Raw genomic sequence first — 20,651 nt, forward strand, 5'->3', positions numbered from 1 at the left:
AATCCTCTGAATCCATTGAAAATACAGGTTTTTTCGGATTTTCAGATGAATTTCTCCTTCTTGTACTTTTGCATTTTACCTTTTTGAAGAATATAACATATTATAACGTTATAGTAAAGAGTATATTCATGATTTATGATTAATTATTCATCCAATATACCTTCTGACGCACTGCAGAGGTTTGTCCCTTACTGGACAAATACATCCGCACTATAGTAAAATATCTTTTATGAACAACCTCAGAAAGGATATTTTCATGTTAAATAAAAATTCAATCCAGCCGCTTTACAAGCAGCTTATGGATATCATCACCCAGCAGATCAAAAACGGTACTTATAAGCCCGGAGAAAAAATCCCTCCTGAGCCGGAGCTTGCCGATCTTTACCATGTCAGCCGGATCACTGTCCGACGTACCGTGGAGGAGCTTTGTACACAAGGCTATCTTATCAAGCATCAGGGAAAAGGAACCTTTGTAAAATCCCCCATGATCTTCCGGAAATTTGAATCCCAGAAAAATATGAGCTTTTCCGAATCCTGCCGTCAGAATGACCGGATTCCGGAATCTCACGTACTGTCCTTCTGCAAAAAACCTGCAAACAGCGTAACCTCTGATTTTCTGCAGCTTACTTCGGATGAGGAAGTTTTTTTCCTGGAACGTCTTCTTCTGGCTGACAGTATTCCGGTTATTGATGTTCACACCTGGCTCCCCACACGGCTTTTCCCGGATTTTGATCCGAACGCTGTAGAAAACGGTTCTTTTTTTGAATATATCAAAAACACCTACCGCTGTACGATCGCAGAATCCAGCCGCAGCACTATTTCTGTTACTGCAGCCTCCCCGGATATGGCAAAAACTTTGCGTCTGTCTTCCGGTGATCCCGTGCTGATCCTGGATTCCTATATGGAAGCTCCTGATGGAAAACCGCTTTACATCAGCCGTGAATACATTGCAGGTTCCCGCTATACGATTTCATTTTGAAGAATCAAAAAACGGCACAGAAGTGTTATGCTGCCAATACAGCAGCATCCACCTCTGTGCCAGTATTTATTTATCCAAAAATATTACTGTTCACTCCGTTCTCCGTAACACGCTTCGCGATACACAAAATTTACCCTTTATCTTTTCAAGACTCCGATCCATCACTGCCTGTCATCTGTGCCTCAATGGCCTTTCCAAGGCGGTTATAGATCGTCACCGCATCCTCCACATGGAGTGGGCTTCCGGTATTTCCCGATGCGCCTGCCGTTACCAGTATGTATTCCCTGTCGTAGACCTCTGCAAAGCTTGCAAGACACAGACCCGCCTCACTGGTATATCCTGTCTTGCCGCCCAGGATCTTGCCGCCGGTAACGGAAGGGTCAGAAAGATTTTTGAACATGGTACTGTAATATGTGATCCCGCTGGGATGGATATTCGTCACTCCTGTAGAATGCCGCGGACTCTCAATGATCTCTCTGAACGTATCGTTCCGAAGCGCATACCTAAGCAGCACCGCAATATCTCTCACTGTACTGTAATGATCCGGATCATGAAGCCCTGTCGTATCACAGAAATGTGTACCATTCATTCCAATCCTCTGTGCCTTCTTATTCATCAGCTCCACAAATCCATCCCTGGAACCGCCTACGGTATCCGCCAGTGCGATACAACACTCCGCACCGGATGGCAGCATGGCACCATAAAGAAGATCGATGGCCCGCACGGTCTCACCGGGCTGAAAGCCTGCCTGGGTGGCATCCTGCTCATAAAGCCCCTGGAACATTTCCTGGGTCAGAGTGATCTCCTGATCCAGATCATCCAGGTTCTCAATAGCCACGATCACCGTCATGATCTTCGTCATGGAAGCCGGATAGATTTTCTCATCACCCTTCATATTTCCGATGATCTTTCCGCCTTTTACCTGCATCAGCACTGCGTAGGGACTGTTGATACCGCTCATCTCAAGCTTACGGACAACCGGTCTCTGCAGAGACTCCATCCAGTCACCTACCCCTTTATTCCAGCCGATGATCACTACAAGTGTCAGGATCACGATAGCCTCTACCACCAGGCAGAGTATCATTTTTATTTTGTTTACCTGTTTTTTTATTTTCTTCGCTTTACGCTTTTTTGATCTCAATTTATACTCCCTGTTCCGACAAATTCATCTGTAAGTTTTACTTACAGAAACGTTTTCCCCATCTTTTTTATATTAACATGATTATTATTTTCTTCTGTAATATCTATATGAAAAAGCTCTGATGAGCTTTCGTTCTGTTATAACTCTGTTTGTGCCTTATTGTAGGATTTTTGCCCCCAAAAATCAAGGTGTATAAATGTATAAAAAAATACCCCATACAAAGTTTCCTCTGTACAGGGTATTTAAAATTTATTACTGAGCTAATTTAATCGGGTTAAGCTTAACACCAGGTCCCATTGTCGGAGCGATTGTAACGCTCTTCAGATACTGACCTTTCAGTGTGCTAGGTCTAGCCTTTGTGATAGCTCCCATAAGCGTCTGGAAGTTGTCGCTTAACTGCTCCTCGGTAAAGGAAGCCTTTCCGATCGGAACATGGATGATGTTGGATTTGTCAAGACGATACTCGATCTTACCTGCTTTAATGTCGTTAACAGCTTTTGTTACGTCCATTGTTACAGTACCAGCTTTCGGGTTTGGCATTAAACCTTTCGGTCCAAGTACACGACCAAGACGACCTACAACGCCCATCATATCCGGTGTTGCAACTACAACGTCAAAGTCAAGCCATCCCTCGTTCTGGATCTTCGGAATGAGGTCCTCAGCTCCTACGAAGTCTGCTCCTGCTGCCTTTGCCTCTTCTGCCTTAGCATCTTTAGCAAATACAAGTACACGAACTTTTTTACCTGTTCCGTGTGGCAGAACAACTGCTCCACGGATCTGCTGATCTGCGTGACGTCCATCGCAGCCTGTACGGATGTGAACTTCGATGGTCTCGTCGAACTTAGCTACAGCTGCTTTTTTAACAAGGCTGATAGCCTCTGGTGCATCATATAATGTTGCGCGGTCTACTGCTTTCGCAGCTTCCACATATTTCTTTCCTCGTTTCATTTCTATAACCTCCTGTGGTATTTGCGGGGAAAAGCCCTCCCACTTGAAAATTTCACTTTTTCTACGGGAACCCCGAACTTAAGCTTCGGTATTTATTAGTCTACGACTTCGATTCCCATACTTCTTGCTGTACCGGCGATCATGCTCATAGCAGCCTCGATGGATGCTGCATTGAGGTCTTTCATCTTCAGCTCAGCGATCTCCTGAACCTGTGCCTTAGTAACTTTAGCTACTTTGGTCTTGTTCGGTGTACCGGAACCAGATTTGATGTTTGCAGCTTTCTTAAGAAGAACTGCTGCCGGCGGAGTCTTGGTTATGAAGCTGAAACTTCTGTCAGCGTAAACAGTGATGACAACCGGGATGATAAGATCTCCCTGATCAGCTGTTCTTGCGTTGAACTCCTTAGTAAACTGTACGATGTTTACACCATGCTGTCCAAGAGCCGGACCTACAGGTGGTGCTGGAGTTGCTTTACCAGCCGGAATCTGTAATTTAATATATCCTGTTACTTTCTTTGCCATTTTCGGCACCTCCTATGTGGTATTGGCGGGGGTGTGTCCCTCCCACTTGCTGTTACCTTGTTTTTGAATTACTCAGCTTTTTTGATTTCTGTGAAACTTATTTCTACCGGTGTTTCACGACCGAAAAGCTCAACATTGATCGTTACCGTCTGTTTCTGCATGTTGATACCTGTGATCACACCTGCGGTATCTTTCCATGCACCACCGGTAACGACTACCATGTCGCCCTCTGCGAAGTCCACTTCGATATCCGGTTTCTGGATACCAAGCGGCATCATTTCCTCTTCTGTAAGAGGCACAGGCTTTGATCCCGGTCCTACGAATCCTGTAACACCGCGGGTATTACGGACAACGTACCAGGTATCGTCATTCATCACCATATTGAGAAGCACATAGCCTGGAAACATCTTTTTCTGAACCTGTCTTGAGGTTCCGTTCTTCATCTCCACTACATCCTGCAGCGGAACACGTACCTCCAGGATCTGGTCTTCCAGGTGTCTGTTCTCGATCGTCTTTTCAATGTTGGCTTTTACCTTGTTCTCATACCCGGAATAGGTATGGACAACGTACCATTTTGCTGCTTCTGACATATAATCACCTTGTCCTTACTTCATTAAGAAATTAATGAATTCCAGAATTCCGGAATCCATTACACTGATAACCACTGCCAGGATGATCGTGATGATCACGACCACAACAGTCTGCTTTGCCAGTGTGGGACGGTCTGTCCAGACAATCTTCTCAAATTCTGACTGAAGTCCCTGAAACCAACTTTTCTTCTGCGGCTTATCCTCAGATTTCTGTTTTTCCATAGCATAACCTCACAAATCTCTGTGATTACTTTGTTTCCTTGTGCAGAGTGTGTGTATGACAGAACTTACAATATTTCTTGGTCTCCATTCTCTCAGGATGGTTCTTTTTCTCCTTCGTCATATTGTAGTTACGCTGCTTGCACTCGGTGCATGCTAATGTAATCTTAACGCGCACAACTTCCACCTCCAGTGTTTTCATTTGCATGGTCTTCTATGCCGCCCGGAACGTATATCCGTCGTCATTTTCGGGCATAAAAAAAAGACCTAACTTCCATGTCGCTCGTCAATTTTATCACAGAGCAGGTGTGCAAGTCAAGCCTTTTTCGCTTAAATATAAAGAATTTCACAGATTCCGTACGGACGTCTCAAGTGCGCAAACCCGATTCTGCTTCGCTGCATTTCGTTTTCGGGACGTCGCCCCTGTACAGAAAGTAATAAGAAGCCCCTTATGTGCAGGCACAACATGTCTTCTTCTGTCTTCCTGCACACTTTCAACTTCTATTAAAAGTAGTCATAACCACCGTGGATATCCACCACACTGCCGTTCATATATCCGTTAGACAGCACTGCATAAGCCATATCCGCCACTTCCTCCACAGTTCCAAACCTGTGGAGTGCGATCTTCCGGTTGATACGGTCGTAGCTCTCCTGGGTGCGGGCGCTGTGCCACGGAGTTTCGATGAAGCCAGGTGCAATAGCGTTGACTGTGATGCCCTTTGGCTCAAATTCCTTTACCAGGGATCTTGTCAGGAAATGGATGGCTGCCTTGGTGACTCCATATACAAGGGAGGAAGAATACGCCTGCTGTCCTGCATAGGAACCGGTAAAAAGCACACTGCCGCCCTCTACCATCATGGATCTCAGCTCTTTTACCATAAATACAGGTACGGAAAGATTGGTGTTTACGATCCGTGTCCACTCCTCAAAGCTGTAGTCTTCATATTTTGCGTAGGTGCTGATGCCGGCATTGCTTACAAGCCAGTCAATATGGTCTGTCTGCTTTTTCAGCTCCTCCACAAAAACCATCATCTCTTCATAGGAAGACATATCTGCCTTTATCAAAGTCACCTGAGATCTTTTTTCCTCAGGAAGGCTCTCCTGAAACGACAGTGCCTTCTTCTCATCATGTCCATATGTTACGAAGATCCTGTCAGTTTTTGCCGACTCTGCCAGGATCTTTTCGGCGATTCCTCTTCCGATTCCGGAGGTACCGCCTGTGATCACAGTTATTTTTCCCATTTTACAGCTCCATCAGTTCATCAAATATCGGTTTCGGTATATAAGGCTGCTGATTGTGGATCGGCTCGCCCAGACAGGTCTTCGGGTATGCGTAGGTTCCATGCTCCAGCATGATCTCCAGAAGCTCCGGCCCGTTCTGCTCCAGGAATCCACCGGCATATTTTTCCACGTCTTCTCCCTGGATGCGCTTTGCAGGAATTCCGTAGGCCTGCGCCACATCTGTAAAATCGCAGGATGAAAATCCGCTGCCATCGGAGGTATCCGCATATACACAGTCAAAATAATCTCTCTGAAGATGACGGATCATTCCCAGCGCCTCATTATTCATTACGATCATCTTCACCGGGATATTCTCGCGCTTCACCCACTGCAGCTCCTGGATATTCATCTGGAAGGCTCCGTCTCCACAGATACATGCCACCGGCTTGCCGGTAGCATAATAAGCTCCGATAGCCGCCGGAAGTGCATATCCCATAGCACCATGTCCGCCGGAAAAAAGTGTCTTCTGCCCCTGCTGATTGTGGAAGGACTGATAGCTCCAGACCATATGCTGTCCCACATCCACAGCAACCGCTCCGGTATCGGAAAGCTGATCACTCAAGTATGCGATCATGCGGTTCGGATAACGCTGCGGTGTCTCATCGTCCACTTTCCAGAGTTCCTTACGGATCTTCTGGCAGACAGCAAGCCATTCCTCATAGGAACCGATCTGTGCCTGCTGCTCTGTCAGCTTACGCACCACAGTCTCTGCGCTGACGCAAAAGCATTTCTCACCTTCTCTTCCCTCATGGATCTCTCTTTGAAGATTATAAGGATCAATATCCACACGGATGATTTCGGCATTCTTCGCAAACTCATGAACCTTAGTACCAATCTGACGGGTACACAGGGAAATTCCAAAGCAGAGCAGAAGATCGCTTTTTGCATTGGCGATCATATTTGCATACCGGTGTCCGTAGGCACCTCCGATGCACCCGAAGTTCAAAGGATCATCAAAGCTCAGCGCGGACCGGGCAAGTACGCTTGTGATCACCGGAATGTGATGGGCACGCGCCAGATCTGTGAGCATTTTTTCTGCTTCTCCGGAAGCTCCGTGACCGATCATAAATACCGGCCGTTTTGCAGTCCTGATCTTATTCAGAATATATTCTGCCGCCTCTGCTCCATCAGAAGAATCCGCCTTTGCAACTGCATCCCTGTAAAAGGCTGCCCCGTTTTCCGGATCATTTTTTCCATATACAGCTGTCTCGATCTCTTCCTCGGAAAATTCCATATCATAAACCGGATCTTCCACCTCGCCTCTCTGCACGTTCATAGGAAGATCGATAAGAACCGGCCCTTTCCGTCCTGTATTGGCGATCTGCCATGCAAGATTCAGTTCACGAACGATATTTTTCGGATCACGGACCTGCACCGCGTACTTGGTTACCGGCTTTGCCATGGAAACCATATCGATTTCCTGAAAGCCCTGCTGACGAAGGCCTGTAATACCGGAATATTCATAGGTATTCAGCTGTCCGGTGATAAAGATCACCGGAAGAGAATCGAAATACGCATCTGCCACACCGGAAAGCAGATTGGCAGCTCCCGGACCACTGGTGGCATAGGCACAGCCGCAGGCATTCTTTGCCTGAGCATAACCGCAGGCGGCAAAAGCAGCTCCCTGCTCATGATAGCTGGAATGACTTCTTACATGGGGATTCTTCTCAATGGAATCTACCAGATGTGCGATCATGGTTCCCTGGTATCCAAAGAAATCATGGATCCCTTTTTTCTGCAAAAATTCCACAACATAATCTGTAAGCTTGACCTTAGACATATTTTTTTACCTTCTCCATATACGAGATCCTTCCTGTTTTTTCCAGATACTTAAGATACAGGTCAAAAACCTCCGGATCTGTTTCAAATGCTTCTTCATATTTCAGACAGCGATCGTTCATCCTGGTATATCCCGCAAATGCTTTTTCCAGTTCCACATAATCTTCATTTTTGAAGAGATTCCGGATATAGCTGAGCTTTTTGCGATAAGCCAGTGCACAGGTATATTTTTCCCCGCAGAATTTTGCATAATCCCAGCACTGTGCAAGATATTCCCGGTAATTCATTCCAAACTGCCTGCGCTTTTCCCTTTTCTTCCTGACAGAAGCAAATTTCTTCAGTTCCTTTGACTGCTGCAGAAATTCCTCGCATGGGATCAGTGTGCTGCACACCACCAGCGAGCCGGGAACATATTTTTCCATTGACTTATTTCGATAATTTTTGCCGTAGGCCCGGGTGAGATAGCTGTCTGTGTTTCCCGGGACCATAAAGGATTCTCCTCCAAGCATTGCCTCCCCGGGATTTTCAAAAATATGCGCAGGAAAATAAAGATTCTGGTCAAAATATCGGAGTACATATGTTTTTGCGCCATCCTGCGGCTGCCGGAGCAGATCCCGGAATATGCTCTTTGCCAGCCAGCCTCGTCCGCAAAGGGAAAGGACTCGCACCATCCAGATACATCCCAGCTCACGCCGGTTCCGCCACTTGCCTTTTTTTCCGTAGATCCTCTTCCATCCCTCTTCGCGCATACGGTTCCAGAGATATTTTCCCTTTGGACCATATTCACACTGCAGCGGAAGGATATTGATCCCCAGTCCCGGATGTTTGTATTTTCCATACTCGTCCAGCTTATAAAACAATGTATCTTTATCTGTATAACGCAGAAAAAATCCGGGGAAACGGCTGTTATTCTCCATAGATTCCAGAGTTCTGCGCAACTCTGGTTCTTCGTCAAAGATATTTTTAAACCGGGCCATATCACCGGTCTTCATATAAATATCATTGCTTGCCGGATTCATGGGAAAAGGGCGCTCCGTTACCGCACAGAGGGTAAGATACGGAGAAAGATAATATGTGATCTTATTTTTTCTGCATATGATATCTATTTCTTTTAGAAGTTCCAGTACTTTCTGCTGTTCTCTGTTCAATACACTCTGCCTCGTTTCTGTTGATCTGTCATTACAGGATCCGCTTCAGAAGCTCCTGAAGCTCCTCCTGACTTTTATACTTATCCAGCCAGCTGTTCAGAAATTCTGTCACGTCTGCCTTCTTTGCGAAAAATCCGGTACGCCGGCTTCCATCGTAAAGATCCTCCAGGAAAATCCTGGAAATCTCATTTTTTATATAGGGATGCGGCTCATGATCCAATGCAAGGAAATAATTTTCGAAGGCTTCCCGGGTACGCCCCTGTTTCTTCCGGATATCTCCCAGAAGCTTGTATACCTCTCCCTGCCATTCCTTATGAACCAGAAAGCTGCGGATCTCCTCTGCCAGATATTCCATCTCGCCCTCTTCCTCACTGCACAGGATCCTGGTACGGCCCTCTGCCAGTGCTTTGGGATAGCCGAATCTCTGCCATGCACAGGTAAGTGCCTCTTTGTACACTGGCTCCTCAAGGGTTCCCTCCCTTGGAGAATTACCGGTGATCCCCAGTTCTTTGCAAAGCTCTCTCACCAGCTCTTCCAGCTCCCCTTTTGTACGGACGGAATATACCTTCGCAAGATAAAGAGCGCCTCTGATCTCCTCATCCTCCGGCATCAGTCTGCTCCAAAATTCCATCAGAGAGAGTGCTTCTGATCTTCTCTGGCTTACAAGCAGATCCCGACAGTCCCGGATCGCCTGGGACTTCTGTTTTTTCAGGAATTTATCCAGTTCCAGCTGCACAATGCCATTATTGGTGCATTCTCTGGCTTTCAGATACTCTGCCATTGCTTCGTTCCGGAGGCCCTTTTTCCAGAGAAGATCCCCCCTATATTTCATAAAATATCCATCCTGGGGAAATACTCTCAGGCAGTAAGACAGAAATTTCTCCGCTTCCGAAGCATTCTGCGGTCCTTCCAGGCGCTCCATCACAAACCGACATTTAAATTTCAGGAATCCCGGAGCATCCGGATATTTTCTGAGAAGATCATCCACGATCGCCTCTGCTTCCTGCATTTCTTTAAATTCATAGTGGCTGGCTGCTTTTCGGAAACGGCGGATATCCTCCACTGTCTGCTCCATTTCCGGAGTAAGATGATCCATTTTCTTGCGTACCTCGTACATACGGTATGCCTTGGAAACACGCTCCTGATAGATCAGTGTCAGCATAGCCGCCTGAAAAGCCTTATCCTCCAGCGGGATCAGGATCGGATGATAGAACGGACGGATCCCGTTAAAATCCTCACGCCCGATAAACTCCATGCTGAGCTGTACACGGTAATACTCCTCAAAGATCTCACCAAGCACATCATATCTTCTCTCTTTCAGCAGGGTCTCCGCTGTTTTTTCGGATCTCATCAGCCGGGCAGACACATCCCGGGCTACAACACCGGCTTTGATCCTTCTTCGTCTGTCATCCTGTTTATGGTCTCCCTTTGCCATAAGAAGGCAGTAGAATTTGCGGAAAAGCATCTGTCTGCGGATACGTTTTTTGTCGATCCTTGGCATATATTCATCCCGCACCTCCTGATAGCTGGCGCCCGGAACATCAACAGACTCATGAGATTCTCTTTCCCCATGAGGCGGTATATAGGACCATTCGTCCCCGTAATGCCAGATCAGATAATCACTGGTCCTGTGAGGGATCATAACCTTTTCGCCCTCGAAGTCCATATATTTTACAGGGAACATCATATCCTTGTCAAAAAGAAACGGGCAGCCTCCCCATCGCATGGCATAGCGGCTGCACTCCTCTTCTTTATAAGAAAACATGATCTTCTCCAATTTCTTTAAGGTTCTGTCCTTTCCGCAGAAGGTATAGCGGAAAAGCCAGTACAGATACCGCCAGGGAGAAATTTCCCATCTGACTCCCACGACCATGCTGATATTCAGAAGTTCCGTATAGATCATCATATGGTCCCGGTATTTCTCATACTCACGGTCATCATCCGGAATGGGATCCAGAGTCAGTACGTCAATGATCTCACCAGCCTTGTCGTCCCCTATGATCTGATGCTTGTGGATCGCACAGGTATCCGTACTTCCGTAGCGCGGAAAACCGTTGGTATAATTACGATCCACTTCTGCACAATAAACCGCCCGGTTCGGCGGCATCTCGTTCTGACATATTTCTACAAATTTATCCCAGTCACTTTTGGGCATGTAAATGTCCACATCATCGTCCCATGGGATAAAGCCTTCATTTCGAAGAACACCGATCAGAGTACCTCCGGCCATTACATATCTAAGATCATGCTTTTTGCAGATCGCGTCAACCTCCCGGAAGAGCTGCAAAAGAAGCTTCTGTTTTTCTGTCATCTGTCAACCTCTTTGATTAATTATTTTCAAAAGCTCAGCCAGAGTTTCTGATTCTTCATAAAAAAATCTCGTACATTCTGTCCGTCTGTCACGAATCATGATGACCAGCTCCTGAAGCAGATAGCGAAGACCATTTCCCTCAAAATTAAAGCTGTAGCGTTTCAGGAATTCCTGACCTTCTATTTTGGCTTCAAAATATCCGGTATTCCACCAGTCACCGGGTACGGTGATACGCCCCCTGGTTCCGATGATCGCAAGCTCGTTTTCCACATCCACCGTTGTTCCAATCTCAATGGTCGCCAGTGCCCGGAGATACTTCATCGTGATCATATCATAAATAAAGCAGCCGTCACTGCTTTTCACCGCATTGCTCTTCACCTCCAGGTAATCCTTACCGAGAAGCTTGATGCATGCACACAGCGCCTGGCTGACTGTTTCGCTGAAATTTTTTCCGCCCTCAAAATCATCCTGAGAAATCGCGCATTTTACAGCTACCACATCTCCCACAAGCGCTCCATGTGTCAGCCAGACAAGCTGCGTAAACGCGCGCAGATAGACCATGGTAAGCTTCTCTACCAGAACAACCTGATGTGCCTTTGCCAGTGCAAACAGCTCTCTTATCTCTTCCGGCTCCAGAGCCATAGGCGTGTCACTGATCACATATTTATCACATTCCAGTGCCTTTCGGATATAATCTGCCCTGTTTTTCAGACCGGATCGGATATAAATGATATCCAGTCCTTCCAGAAACTGTCCGTAATCTGTACCATAAGAGTCAAGTTCGTATCTGTCACAGAATTCTCTCGCAACAAAAACGTCCTCGGAATACACACTCTCTACATGCAGTCCGCTGACATACTTGGACTCCATCACCATTTCGTTGTCCTCTGTATCATCCGTAACAATGCCCATGCTGTAGATCATACCCTCACTTCTGAGCTTGGTACTGGAAATATTTTTGGTACGTTCCAGATAAACGACCTCACAGTAATTCTTCAGATAATCAAATTTGCCACGCCAGTCCGAACCGACTACCAGAAGGTCGATATTGTATTTTGTAATGTCATTTAGCTTCTGCCCCTGATATTCCTCTACAATGATCTCATCCGCAAAACCAGTCTTGCGGACATTTTCGATACGCTTCAGAAGGCTGTCCTGTACATTCAGCTTGCCGCGTTCGATATCATAGCTTTCACTGGTGACACCCACAACAAGATAATCCCCCAGCTCCCTGGCTCTTTTCAGAATATTGTAATGTCCCTGGTGGAACAGATCAAAGGTACCGTAAGTAATGACTTTTTTCATTATTAATTTAATCCTGCGCTTTCTCTTCTTTATTTTTCAAAAGCACTTCCATTTCCCCCTGCGGTTCTGTGATCTTTAATATATCATCCAGGTCCTGGAGCTGCTCAAATTCCTGTGGAGCTCCGGCATCATCCATGCCTTCCTCCATCTCAAGATCCTCATCTACAAAGAAATCCTCGCCACGGATTTCTTCCGTCTCTTCTGTCTCATGTTCCAGTACAGCCGCCACATCGTCCTTCACCTTACGTGCATCCTCCTCGTCCAGAGTTGCCGCAAGCTCCTCAATGGCTTTCTTTCTTTTCAGTATGATCTCATAACGGTCATCTTCATCATATTCATCCTCAAGTCCTTCATCCTGCACCTGCCTCTCACGTTTGAACAGAATAAATGTAAGCAGGTTCAGTACCCCTCCGTAGAGGAAAGATACCGGCTTGCTTCCAAGGATCAGCACAAGCATCCAGGATACTCCGAAAAGCACCCAGACATTCAGCATCTGCGGGATGCTGAGAAGAAGCAGGCCGTTGAGTACGATCATGATCGGATAATGGAAAAAATAAATCCCCATGGTATTTCTTCCAACAAAGGTAACCGGCAGCTTCACATCCGGGATCAATGCCAGAAACGTCAGCACCAGCACAAAAGATACCAGATACATCAGAAGGCGGATCAGCATTCCTGTGATATCATCCATTCCCGATAACTGATACGTATGATTCCCACGGAAAATATCTACCGGGATCTCATTGGCGATCATAAAATTCGGAACTGCATACAAAAGCAGGGCTGAAACCAGGAGCAGGATCCATTTACCCTTGAATTTACGGACCACGTCTGTGTAATCACTCTTCCACAGATAGCCTGCCACAAAAAACGGAAAAAATACAACAATCCTGGAGCTTGAAAGATAAGTCGTAAATTCCGGTCTTGTTCCTGCCCACAATGCAAAAATAATGCTCAGAGGCACGATAAAACGTATCTTGCCAAGTGCTTCGATAGTCAGCCTGTAGATAAACAGTGCCAACACATACCACATAACTGTTCCGGACGGACGGAGCAGCTCATAATCCATGCTTCTGCCGGTCCAGATATAAGCATACCAGGTCAGACTGTATCCAAGAATATAAGGGATCAGCAGATTCTTCACATTCTTCAGTACATCCTGTGGCTTCTTGGAAAGATATCCAGATATAAAAATAAAAGCAGGCATGTGAAAAATGGTGATCCCATACCATACATAACGCACCACCATGTCCACCTTGACCAGCTGAAATGCGATCAGATGATTAAATACGACAAGAAAGATCAGTACTACTTTAATGTTATCGACCAGGTAAGAATACGGAACTCCCTGGCTATCCGTTCTCTGTTTCATTTGTTTCCACCTTGTAATATTTGATAAAAGTATGAATAAATAATAACATATATTTATGAATTTGGAAATAAAGAATTAATATATGTCAGAATTATTCACCTCTTCCAGAATTTTTCAACGGTATTTCCATATCCCGTGGAGCGCATAGGAAACAAAGAAAAACAGACTCTTCAGCGGACCATATCCCACATACCGATACACCTGATAAGTCATTGCCGCAGACTTCAGCTTATTTCTGGATTTTCCCCCTTCACTGAGCCGGTATTTCAGGTAAGGTCTGTTGATCCCTGCTGCAAATCCTCCCTTTCCCAATATCCGGAGCCAGGTAATGTAATCTTCATGACTGTCATCATGCTCCATTGGAAACGCAAGTGCATCTTCTCTGCGTAGCAATACGGAAGAACAGTTGATGCTGTTATGCTTCAGAAGCTCCCTGTATGTGATCCGTTCCTTTACCGGAATATATTTGCCGGTAGTGCGCCCATCCGGCGTCATCAGTTCTCTTCCGGTGGAGCAGATCGCACAGCCGGTCTGTTCCATAACCTCTGTCTGGGCTTTCAGCTTGCCCTTTTCCCACCAGTCATCCGCATCCAAAAATGCGATATATTTTCCCCGGGCTTCCTTTACGCCCCGGTTTCTGGAACGGGCAGCCCCCATATTCTGTTCATTTCGGATATAACGGATCTTTCCGCTGTCCATATATTTCATTACAGCAAGCTCTGTGCCGTCTGCAGAACAGTCATCAATGACCAGCACTTCTACCGGAACCTCCTGTCCCAGTGCTGATTCGATCGCTTTTCCAATATATCTTTCCCCGTTATATACGGGCATCACTACGGAAACCAACGGCTTTTCCATAAAAACAACCTCCGTCCTCTCTATCCACAAAATGCGCGTCAGGATGATCTGCCGCAGCCTGACACGCATTTCGTTTCGTTACTTATTTTTTGTCTTCGGAATCCTTAAGAGCGTTCTTCTGATTATCATCCACGCCCTCGGAAACTTCTTTCTGGAAAAAGATCTTTACAGTCATAAACAGAAGCTTGATATCCAGAAGGAATGAATAATTTTCAATATAAAACAGATCCAGCTTCAGCTTATCATACGGTGTGGTGTTATATTTGCCATATACCTGAGCATAACCGGTCAGTCCGGCTTTTACCTTAAGACGATAGTGGAATTCCGGGATTTCCTGCTCATATTCCTGCATGATCACATCTCGTTCCGGACGTGGACCTACCAGAGACATATCACCCATAAACACGTTAAACAGCTGGGGAAGCTCATCCAGATGCAGGTTACGCAGAACATGTCCTACCGGTGTGATACGGGAATCGTGCTTGGATGCAAGACGCGCCCCGTTCTTCTCGGAATCCACACACATGCTTCGGAATTTCCGGATGCGGAATTCCTTTCCCTGATAGGTAAGACGATCCTGGAGATAAAATACCGGACCGCCGTCATAAGCCTTCACCGCAATGGCAATGATCAGCATGATGGGTGAGGATACGATGATCCCAAGTCCGGATACAATGATATCCAGAACTCTCTTGGCTGCACGCTGCTCCATGGAAAGTCCCTGATTCCTGCACATCAGAAGCGGCGTATCAAACAGATGGATCCTGTCTGTTCCAAGCAGGATGATATCGGAAATCTTCGGGCTCATATAGCAACGGATGGAATGAGAAAAACAGTATTTCAGATACTTGTTTCGGATCTGGGACGGAAGATCCCAGATGATCACGCCTTCATAATCTTCCATCATGGCATGGATCTTCTCTTCGCCCTCACGGATATGAACCTTACCGCTGATATCGTATTTATCCTTTCGGGTGTTCATCTTGTGGATCACATCACCGGGATCACGGTCTCCGTAGATCACCAGTAGCCTTCTGGCTCCGTACAGTCTGGAGTAAATATACCTGGAGCCCCAGATCCACAGTACCGTCACAACAAGCTGGACTCCGGTCATTTCGATCACCGGTCTGGCCGACATAAACCATCTGTTGATCAGTGTGATCTGAAAATACGTCACAACATTGGTACAGATCGTTGCCAGCGTCAGTGAATAAAATACATCGATCCTCTTCAGATAGCCTACCTTCAGACCTCCGTAAAGCTTGGCAAACATCAGATAGATCAGCGCATAGATCAGGATCATTACCCAGTTACCTTTTCTCCAGAATGGCTTCAGGATCAGGTCACTGTAAAAATCATACCATACATAAGCAAAGATCGCTGCCTGTGCGATTACGATCAGACTTGCCAGACAAAATACCACAAATCTCTTATAATCTTCTCTTTTACTTCTATTCACAGATTTTTCTTCCTTCCTGAGGAGTAGATATTAACTTCATCATTATAGCCAATATATACTCTTACGTCCAGAGATTCCTCTGATTTTTCTCCTGATATTTTCCTGTCAGGATGTTTTTTTCCGTGACTATAGCAAAAATCCCCAGGAGCTTACCCGGGGATTTTTGGCTGTATATATTTATTTTTCTTTTTCAGTTTCCACGCCTTTTCGAATTATTCATTCACCAGGTTATACTCTTCGATGGATTTGTTGATGGAATCTGCCATGTTTTTCACAGCTGTATCCACATCCTCTTTTCCGTTGAGCATGCTCTCAATCTCGGATTCCACGGTAGCTCTTGCCTCCGGAAATACACTTAACAGAGCACCTACATAGTCGGCGGAAGAATCATGGAGCTGGTCGATCGCTGTCTGGAACTGCGGATATTTTGCAACATTATCCTTAAATACCTGCTCTTCCTGAGCTTTTACAGTTACAGGGAAATATCCGGTCTGTGCGTTCCAGTAAGCCTGAGACTCCGGAGAAATCAGGAATTTTACGAACTCCCATGTTGCACGAAGCTTTTTCGGATCATTGTTGTTCAGTGTCCAAAGAGATGCACCTCCGATGGAAACACCGCCCTCGTCACTGGATTTGATCTTCGGGAAGTATGCAGTACCAACCTCAAATTTTCCGTTTACATCCTGAAGGATCTGTTTCAGGGAAGCTGTGGAGCCAAGTGTGATCGCAGATTTTCCTGCAGAAAAATCTGCCAGACCTGCATCGCCACCCTTTCCTACGACCGGTGCGAAGCCCTTGTCGTTAAGATCCTTCCATGCTGTAAGGATATTCTTTGCAGCATCATTCTCGTCAAAAGCAACAGCTGTAGCAGCCTCTTTACGTCCGTTTCCGTTGTTTGCATACTCAAGGCCCTGCTTTCCGATAAACTGCTCGAAGAACCATCCGTAGATTCCAAGAGACATTACCTCGCCTGCGCCGCCTTTGTCCAGAAGATCCTGTCCGATCTCACCGATGCCCTCCAGGCTGTCCGGAATTTCTGTGATGCCTGCTTTATCAAACATGTCCTTGTTGTAATACATGATCGGTGTGGAAGAGTTGAACGGCATGGAGTACAGCTCATTGTCGATGGTGTAGTATGCAGCCAGGTTCGGCTCGATCTCAGATACATCGTAGCTGTCTGCGTCGATCATCTGCTGCATAGGCACGATCCATCCGGAATCGATCATGAATCTTGTTCCGATTTCATATACCTGTACAAGATCCGCACCCATGTTTCCGATCTGTGCACTTTTCAGCTTGTTCAGGGAATCATCATATTCACCCTGATACTGAGCATCTACAGTAATTCCGTATTCATTCTCATCGTTGAATTTTTTTACCAGTGTATCGATCGCCTCACCATTGACACCACCCATGGAATGCCAGAAGGTAATGGTAGTTCCGTCTACATCGGAAGCATCTGCCATTTCCACTTTTTCATCTGTGCCGGCATCTGCGGCGAATACAGTTACTCCGGAAAGAGAACCGATAGTCATTGCTGTGGTAAGGAAAGCTGCGATGATTTTTTTCTTCATAACTTTTTTCTCCTCTTGAAAAATTTTCTCTTTTTTCATTTTTTTATATAAGATGAACTGCCCGTCTTACGACTTTGCAGTATCTTTTTGCATTATTTTTCCCCTTACAGCAGGATGCTGCAGGGTTGCTGCCTGCTCCGATATCAGCCCTTGACTGCACCAGAGAACATTCCTCTGATCAGCTGCTTCTGTCCAACGATAAAGATGGAAATGGACGGAATGATGATCATAACAACGCCTGCGATCATCAGGGTGATGGACTGTGAATCCACACTATCCAGCATACTGATACCGATCTGAACGGTTCGCATATTGTTGGAGCCTGTTACAAGCAGCGGCCACATGTACATATTCCATGCGTTGATAAAGGTATACACTGCCATAGCGCCAATAGCGGATTTTGTCAGCGGAAGCAGGATCCTTACGATAAATTTCAGATTGCTGCAGCCGTCAAGCTTTGCCGATTCATACAGTGAGATCGGGAAAGTCATGTAAAACTGACGGAACAGGAAAATTCCCATTGCGGATGTAAGGTAAGGCACGATCAGTACCTGATAAGTATCCAGCATTCCCCAGCTTGATACCGTCAGGTAGTTGGAAATGATCGTTGCCTCTCCCGGAACCATCATGGTTGCCATCACAACCATGAAGAGAATACCTTTTCCTTTGAATTCCAGGAAAGAAAACGCAAAAGCAGCAAGAGAACAGGTAATGATCTGTCCGATGGTAATGCATCCCGCCATGATAAAGGAATTCAATATGAATCGGAGAAGTGGAACGGTGCGGAATGCATTGATAAAGTTGGAAAAGGTCGGATTCTTGGGAAAGAGATTCAACTCTGTAGTAAACAGTTCACTGGAAGGCATCAGTGCAATACTGATGGCATAAAGCAATGGAAGCAGGATCAGAACTGCAAACACCACATTTGCCGTAACACGGAGTGCTGTTCTTGTCCTTCTCTTTGCAAGAGCTTTTGCATTCATAGCTTTTTTCAGCTCCAGAAGCTCCTCTTTTGACATATTTCCCACTGCCGGGACTGCCATATTTTCCATCTGGCTCATCAGTAATTCACTCCCTTCTTCTCAATACGGAACATGATCAGTGTGATGATCATGATGATCACAAACAGGATAACCGACTGGGCTGCCGCACTTCCGAAGCGGTAGTTAAAAAACGCATCCCTGTAAATGGAATAAACAATAACATTGGTAGACTCATTAGGACCACCCTCTGTCAGGATCTTGATCTGTCCAAAGGACTGAAATGCCTGAATGATATTTACCACCAGTGTGTAAAACATGATCGGGGAAAGTCCCGGAAGCGTCAGGCTGAAAAACTGCTGCACACTGCTGGCTCCATCCACAGAAGCTCTCTCATAAATGGTCTCATCAATATTTCCGAGTCCTGCGGAAAAATACAGAAAATTGATCCCGCTGTTCAGCCACGCAGTAAGAATGGCTACGCAGATCAGAGCCGTGTTCGGATCGTTCAGCCAGTTGATATCCAGGCCGGTAAGCTTGTTCACAATGCCTACTGCCGGGTGGAGCATGATCTGGAAGATCATCGCTGCAGAGCTGGATGCAATAGCCATTGGCAGAGCATAGGATGTACTGAACACCCGGATTCCTGGAAACGCCTTGTTACAAAGCACTGCTGCGATCAGACCAAGAAGCATGCCGCCGACCACAACGATCAGCACAAAGATCAGCGTCACCTTCAAACTGTTGATAAAGGATGCTGACTGAAGCAGCTCTTTATAATTGCCCAGACCAACGTACAGCTTTGCCTGTCCCATCTTGTTGGTCTTGTAAAGACTTAAATAAATTGTTTTCACAAACGGATAAAACAGAAAAATTCCAAAAATAAGCATACAAGGCACCAGATATAAGTACGGTGTGATCTTGCTTTTGCTGTTATTTTCCATAACTATTTCTCCTCCTTGCATAATCAGATTCTATCTACAGGCTGATCTGCCTGTACTCAAGCTCTTCCGTGACATAAATTCATGACACAAAAATATTTTCTTCTGTCTCCGGATCAAACACATGGGCCTTCTCCATATCAAAATACAGAGAAACCTTCTCCCCTACCTGTGTCTGATTTTCCGGACTTAAGCGGACTGCCAGAGTTTTGCCCTGCTCATCAAAATAGAGGATCACTTCCGCTCCCAGCATCTCCCGGTTTACTACAGGCTCATCTACATCTACGCTTTCATTTTCAATACCAAGCTTTTTCGCCTCATCAAACTCGTAGATATCCTCCGGACGGATTCCAAGGATCACGTGTCTGCCGTTATATCTGTCTGCGATCTGTTTTCCTCTGGTTCCGTCCAGATAAACCTTTTTCACAGTTTTGGCATCATCCAGAAGAAGAGCCGTGCGATTATTTTCTTCTGCTTTTACCGTACACCGGAAAAAGTTCATGGACGGAGAACCAAGGAAACCTGCCACGAAAAGATTTACCGGATTGTCATAAATACTCTGCGGCGCTCCCACCTGCTGGATCAGACCATCCTTCATGACCACGATCTTAGTCCCAAGAGTCATGGCCTCTGTCTGGTCGTGCGTTACATAAATAATGGTGGTGTCCAGCTGTTTATGTAATTTCACAAGCTCCACACGCATCTGAGCACGGAGCTTTGCATCCAGGTTGGAAAGGGGCTCATCCATGAGAAAGGCTTTCGGCTTCCGAATAATTGCACTTCCAATGGCAACTCGCTGTTTCTGACCGCCGGAAAGAGCCGCCGGCCTCCGGTCAAGAAGCTGGTCGATCTCCAGGATCTTTGCCACCTCATGGACCTTTCTGTCGATCTCATCCTTCGGAAACTTACGGATCTTCAGGGCGTATGCCATATTTCCATAAACTGTCATGTTCGGATATAAGGCATAGTTCTGGAACACCATGGACATTCCCCTCTCCTTCGGTTCCAGATAATTGGAAAGCTCACCGTCGATCCACAGCTCACCGTCTGTGATCTCCTCCAAGCCTGCGATGATACGCAAAGTGGTGGATTTTCCACATCCGGACGGACCTACAAAGATCACAAACTCTTTATCATGTATATCAAGATTAAAATCCTTCACACCGTAATGCTCCGAATCAAATTGCTTACATACATTTCTAAGTGCAATTTCTGACATTACTTATCTCCTTTCTCTTCTCTCGC

Annotated in this window: 19 protein-coding genes; 1 reads left to right on the forward strand and 18 read right to left on the reverse strand. The window is 45.9% G+C overall.

From position 1 onward, the window contains the following. The first annotated feature begins 256 nt into the window (after positions 1–256). On the forward strand, positions 257–979 hold the full coding sequence (locus tag ABCM67_RS08105; RefSeq protein WP_161206338.1) for a GntR family transcriptional regulator: 723 nt from the start codon (positions 257–259) through the stop codon (positions 977–979). 145 nt (positions 980–1,124) lie between these two features. Here the strand turns inward: ABCM67_RS08105 and ABCM67_RS08110 are convergent, their stop codons facing one another. The 18 genes from ABCM67_RS08110 to ugpC form a co-directional block, all read right to left on the reverse strand. Next, the gene (locus ABCM67_RS08110; RefSeq protein WP_330389498.1) at positions 1,125–2,120 is read right to left on the reverse strand and encodes a serine hydrolase; all 996 of its coding nucleotides are present in this window, start codon (positions 2,118–2,120) and stop codon (positions 1,125–1,127) included. Between the two features lie 252 nt (positions 2,121–2,372). Beyond that, on the reverse strand, positions 2,373–3,068 hold the full coding sequence (gene rplA / locus ABCM67_RS08115; RefSeq protein WP_015525334.1) for a 50S ribosomal protein L1: 696 nt from the start codon (positions 3,066–3,068) through the stop codon (positions 2,373–2,375). A 95-nt stretch (positions 3,069–3,163) separates the two neighbouring features. After that, on the reverse strand, positions 3,164–3,589 hold the full coding sequence (rplK, locus tag ABCM67_RS08120) for a 50S ribosomal protein L11 (protein WP_015525333.1): 426 nt from the start codon (positions 3,587–3,589) through the stop codon (positions 3,164–3,166). 68 nt (positions 3,590–3,657) lie between these two features. Then, positions 3,658–4,179 (reverse strand): transcription termination/antitermination protein NusG, encoded by a 522-nt coding sequence (gene nusG, locus ABCM67_RS08125; protein ID WP_015525332.1) that lies wholly within the window; start codon positions 4,177–4,179, stop codon positions 3,658–3,660. A 15-nt stretch (positions 4,180–4,194) separates the two neighbouring features. Next, positions 4,195–4,401 carry a preprotein translocase subunit SecE gene (gene secE, locus ABCM67_RS08130; protein ID WP_015525331.1) on the reverse strand — a complete coding sequence of 69 codons (207 nt, stop codon included), beginning with the start codon at positions 4,399–4,401 and terminating at the stop codon, positions 4,195–4,197. Positions 4,402–4,426: 25 nt separating this feature from the next. Further along, positions 4,427–4,576 carry a 50S ribosomal protein L33 gene (gene rpmG / locus ABCM67_RS08135; protein WP_044961412.1) on the reverse strand — a complete coding sequence of 50 codons (150 nt, stop codon included), beginning with the start codon at positions 4,574–4,576 and terminating at the stop codon, positions 4,427–4,429. A gap of 326 nt (positions 4,577–4,902) precedes the next feature. Then, positions 4,903–5,640, reverse strand: coding sequence for an SDR family oxidoreductase (locus tag ABCM67_RS08140; protein WP_015525329.1), 738 nt, complete (start codon positions 5,638–5,640; stop codon positions 4,903–4,905). 1 nt (position 5,641) lies between these two features. Then, a complete protein-coding gene (locus ABCM67_RS08145) occupies positions 5,642–7,459 on the reverse strand; it encodes a thiamine pyrophosphate-binding protein (protein WP_161209937.1) in 1,818 nt (605 codons plus the stop codon). Further along, on the reverse strand, positions 7,452–8,606 hold the full coding sequence (locus ABCM67_RS08150; protein WP_342992726.1) for a LicD family protein: 1,155 nt from the start codon (positions 8,604–8,606) through the stop codon (positions 7,452–7,454). The genes ABCM67_RS08145 and ABCM67_RS08150 overlap by 8 nt, the downstream gene beginning before the upstream one ends. Before the next feature lie 31 nt (positions 8,607–8,637). Further along, positions 8,638–10,917: a LicD family protein gene (locus ABCM67_RS08155; RefSeq protein WP_342992728.1), complete on the reverse strand. Its 2,280-nt coding sequence runs from the start codon at positions 10,915–10,917 to the stop codon at positions 8,638–8,640. A gap of 3 nt (positions 10,918–10,920) precedes the next feature. Further along, positions 10,921–12,222 carry an adenylyltransferase/cytidyltransferase family protein gene (locus ABCM67_RS08160; RefSeq protein ID WP_015525326.1) on the reverse strand — a complete coding sequence of 434 codons (1,302 nt, stop codon included), beginning with the start codon at positions 12,220–12,222 and terminating at the stop codon, positions 10,921–10,923. A gap of 7 nt (positions 12,223–12,229) precedes the next feature. Continuing rightward, the gene (locus tag ABCM67_RS08165) at positions 12,230–13,594 is read right to left on the reverse strand and encodes an acyltransferase family protein (protein ID WP_022427093.1); all 1,365 of its coding nucleotides are present in this window, start codon (positions 13,592–13,594) and stop codon (positions 12,230–12,232) included. A 114-nt stretch (positions 13,595–13,708) separates the two neighbouring features. After that, positions 13,709–14,452 carry a glycosyltransferase family 2 protein gene (locus tag ABCM67_RS08170; RefSeq protein ID WP_044961410.1) on the reverse strand — a complete coding sequence of 248 codons (744 nt, stop codon included), beginning with the start codon at positions 14,450–14,452 and terminating at the stop codon, positions 13,709–13,711. An 82-nt stretch (positions 14,453–14,534) separates the two neighbouring features. Further along, positions 14,535–15,911: a sugar transferase gene (locus ABCM67_RS08175; RefSeq protein WP_021651254.1), complete on the reverse strand. Its 1,377-nt coding sequence runs from the start codon at positions 15,909–15,911 to the stop codon at positions 14,535–14,537. Positions 15,912–16,123: 212 nt separating this feature from the next. Then, a complete protein-coding gene (locus ABCM67_RS08180) occupies positions 16,124–17,485 on the reverse strand; it encodes an ABC transporter substrate-binding protein (protein WP_044961408.1) in 1,362 nt (453 codons plus the stop codon). 143 nt (positions 17,486–17,628) lie between these two features. Continuing rightward, positions 17,629–18,546, reverse strand: a complete 918-nt coding sequence (locus tag ABCM67_RS08185; RefSeq protein ID WP_022427089.1) for a carbohydrate ABC transporter permease — start codon at positions 18,544–18,546, stop codon at positions 17,629–17,631. Beyond that, on the reverse strand, positions 18,546–19,409 hold the full coding sequence (locus ABCM67_RS08190; RefSeq protein ID WP_015525321.1) for a sugar ABC transporter permease: 864 nt from the start codon (positions 19,407–19,409) through the stop codon (positions 18,546–18,548). The genes ABCM67_RS08185 and ABCM67_RS08190 overlap by 1 nt, the downstream gene beginning before the upstream one ends. Before the next feature lie 79 nt (positions 19,410–19,488). Continuing rightward, entirely contained in the window at positions 19,489–20,625 is a 1,137-nt protein-coding gene (ugpC, locus tag ABCM67_RS08195) for a sn-glycerol-3-phosphate ABC transporter ATP-binding protein UgpC (protein WP_306557347.1), read from the reverse strand. Positions 20,626–20,651: the final 26 nt, after the last annotated feature.

It is taken from the genome of Blautia sp. 2227st1_G12_2227SCRN_220401 (genome assembly GCF_039062885.1).
In the GTDB taxonomy this organism is placed as follows: domain Bacteria; phylum Bacillota; class Clostridia; order Lachnospirales; family Lachnospiraceae; genus Blautia_A; species Blautia_A fusiformis.

Coding starts and splice junctions, on each gene's coding strand:
- ABCM67_RS08105 (WP_161206338.1), top strand. CDS start 257: ATGTTAAATAAAAATTCAATCCAGCCGCTTTACAAGCAGCTTATGGAT.
- rplK (WP_015525333.1), bottom strand. CDS start 3,589: ATGGCAAAGAAAGTAACAGGATATATTAAATTACAGATTCCGGCTGGT.
- ABCM67_RS08155 (WP_342992728.1), bottom strand. CDS start 10,917: ATGACAGAAAAACAGAAGCTTCTTTTGCAGCTCTTCCGGGAGGTTGAC.
- ABCM67_RS08165 (WP_022427093.1), bottom strand. CDS start 13,594: ATGAAACAGAGAACGGATAGCCAGGGAGTTCCGTATTCTTACCTGGTC.
- ABCM67_RS08170 (WP_044961410.1), bottom strand. CDS start 14,452: ATGGAAAAGCCGTTGGTTTCCGTAGTGATGCCCGTATATAACGGGGAA.
- ABCM67_RS08140 (WP_015525329.1), bottom strand. CDS start 5,640: ATGGGAAAAATAACTGTGATCACAGGCGGTACCTCCGGAATCGGAAGA.
- ABCM67_RS08180 (WP_044961408.1), bottom strand. CDS start 17,485: ATGAAGAAAAAAATCATCGCAGCTTTCCTTACCACAGCAATGACTATC.
- ABCM67_RS08185 (WP_022427089.1), bottom strand. CDS start 18,546: ATGAGCCAGATGGAAAATATGGCAGTCCCGGCAGTGGGAAATATGTCA.
- rplA (WP_015525334.1), bottom strand. CDS start 3,068: ATGAAACGAGGAAAGAAATATGTGGAAGCTGCGAAAGCAGTAGACCGC.
- secE (WP_015525331.1), bottom strand. CDS start 4,401: ATGGAAAAACAGAAATCTGAGGATAAGCCGCAGAAGAAAAGTTGGTTT.
- ugpC (WP_306557347.1), bottom strand. CDS start 20,625: ATGTCAGAAATTGCACTTAGAAATGTATGTAAGCAATTTGATTCGGAG.
- nusG (WP_015525332.1), bottom strand. CDS start 4,179: ATGTCAGAAGCAGCAAAATGGTACGTTGTCCATACCTATTCCGGGTAT.
- ABCM67_RS08160 (WP_015525326.1), bottom strand. CDS start 12,222: ATGAAAAAAGTCATTACTTACGGTACCTTTGATCTGTTCCACCAGGGA.
- ABCM67_RS08190 (WP_015525321.1), bottom strand. CDS start 19,409: ATGGAAAATAACAGCAAAAGCAAGATCACACCGTACTTATATCTGGTG.
- ABCM67_RS08145 (WP_161209937.1), bottom strand. CDS start 7,459: ATGTCTAAGGTCAAGCTTACAGATTATGTTGTGGAATTTTTGCAGAAA.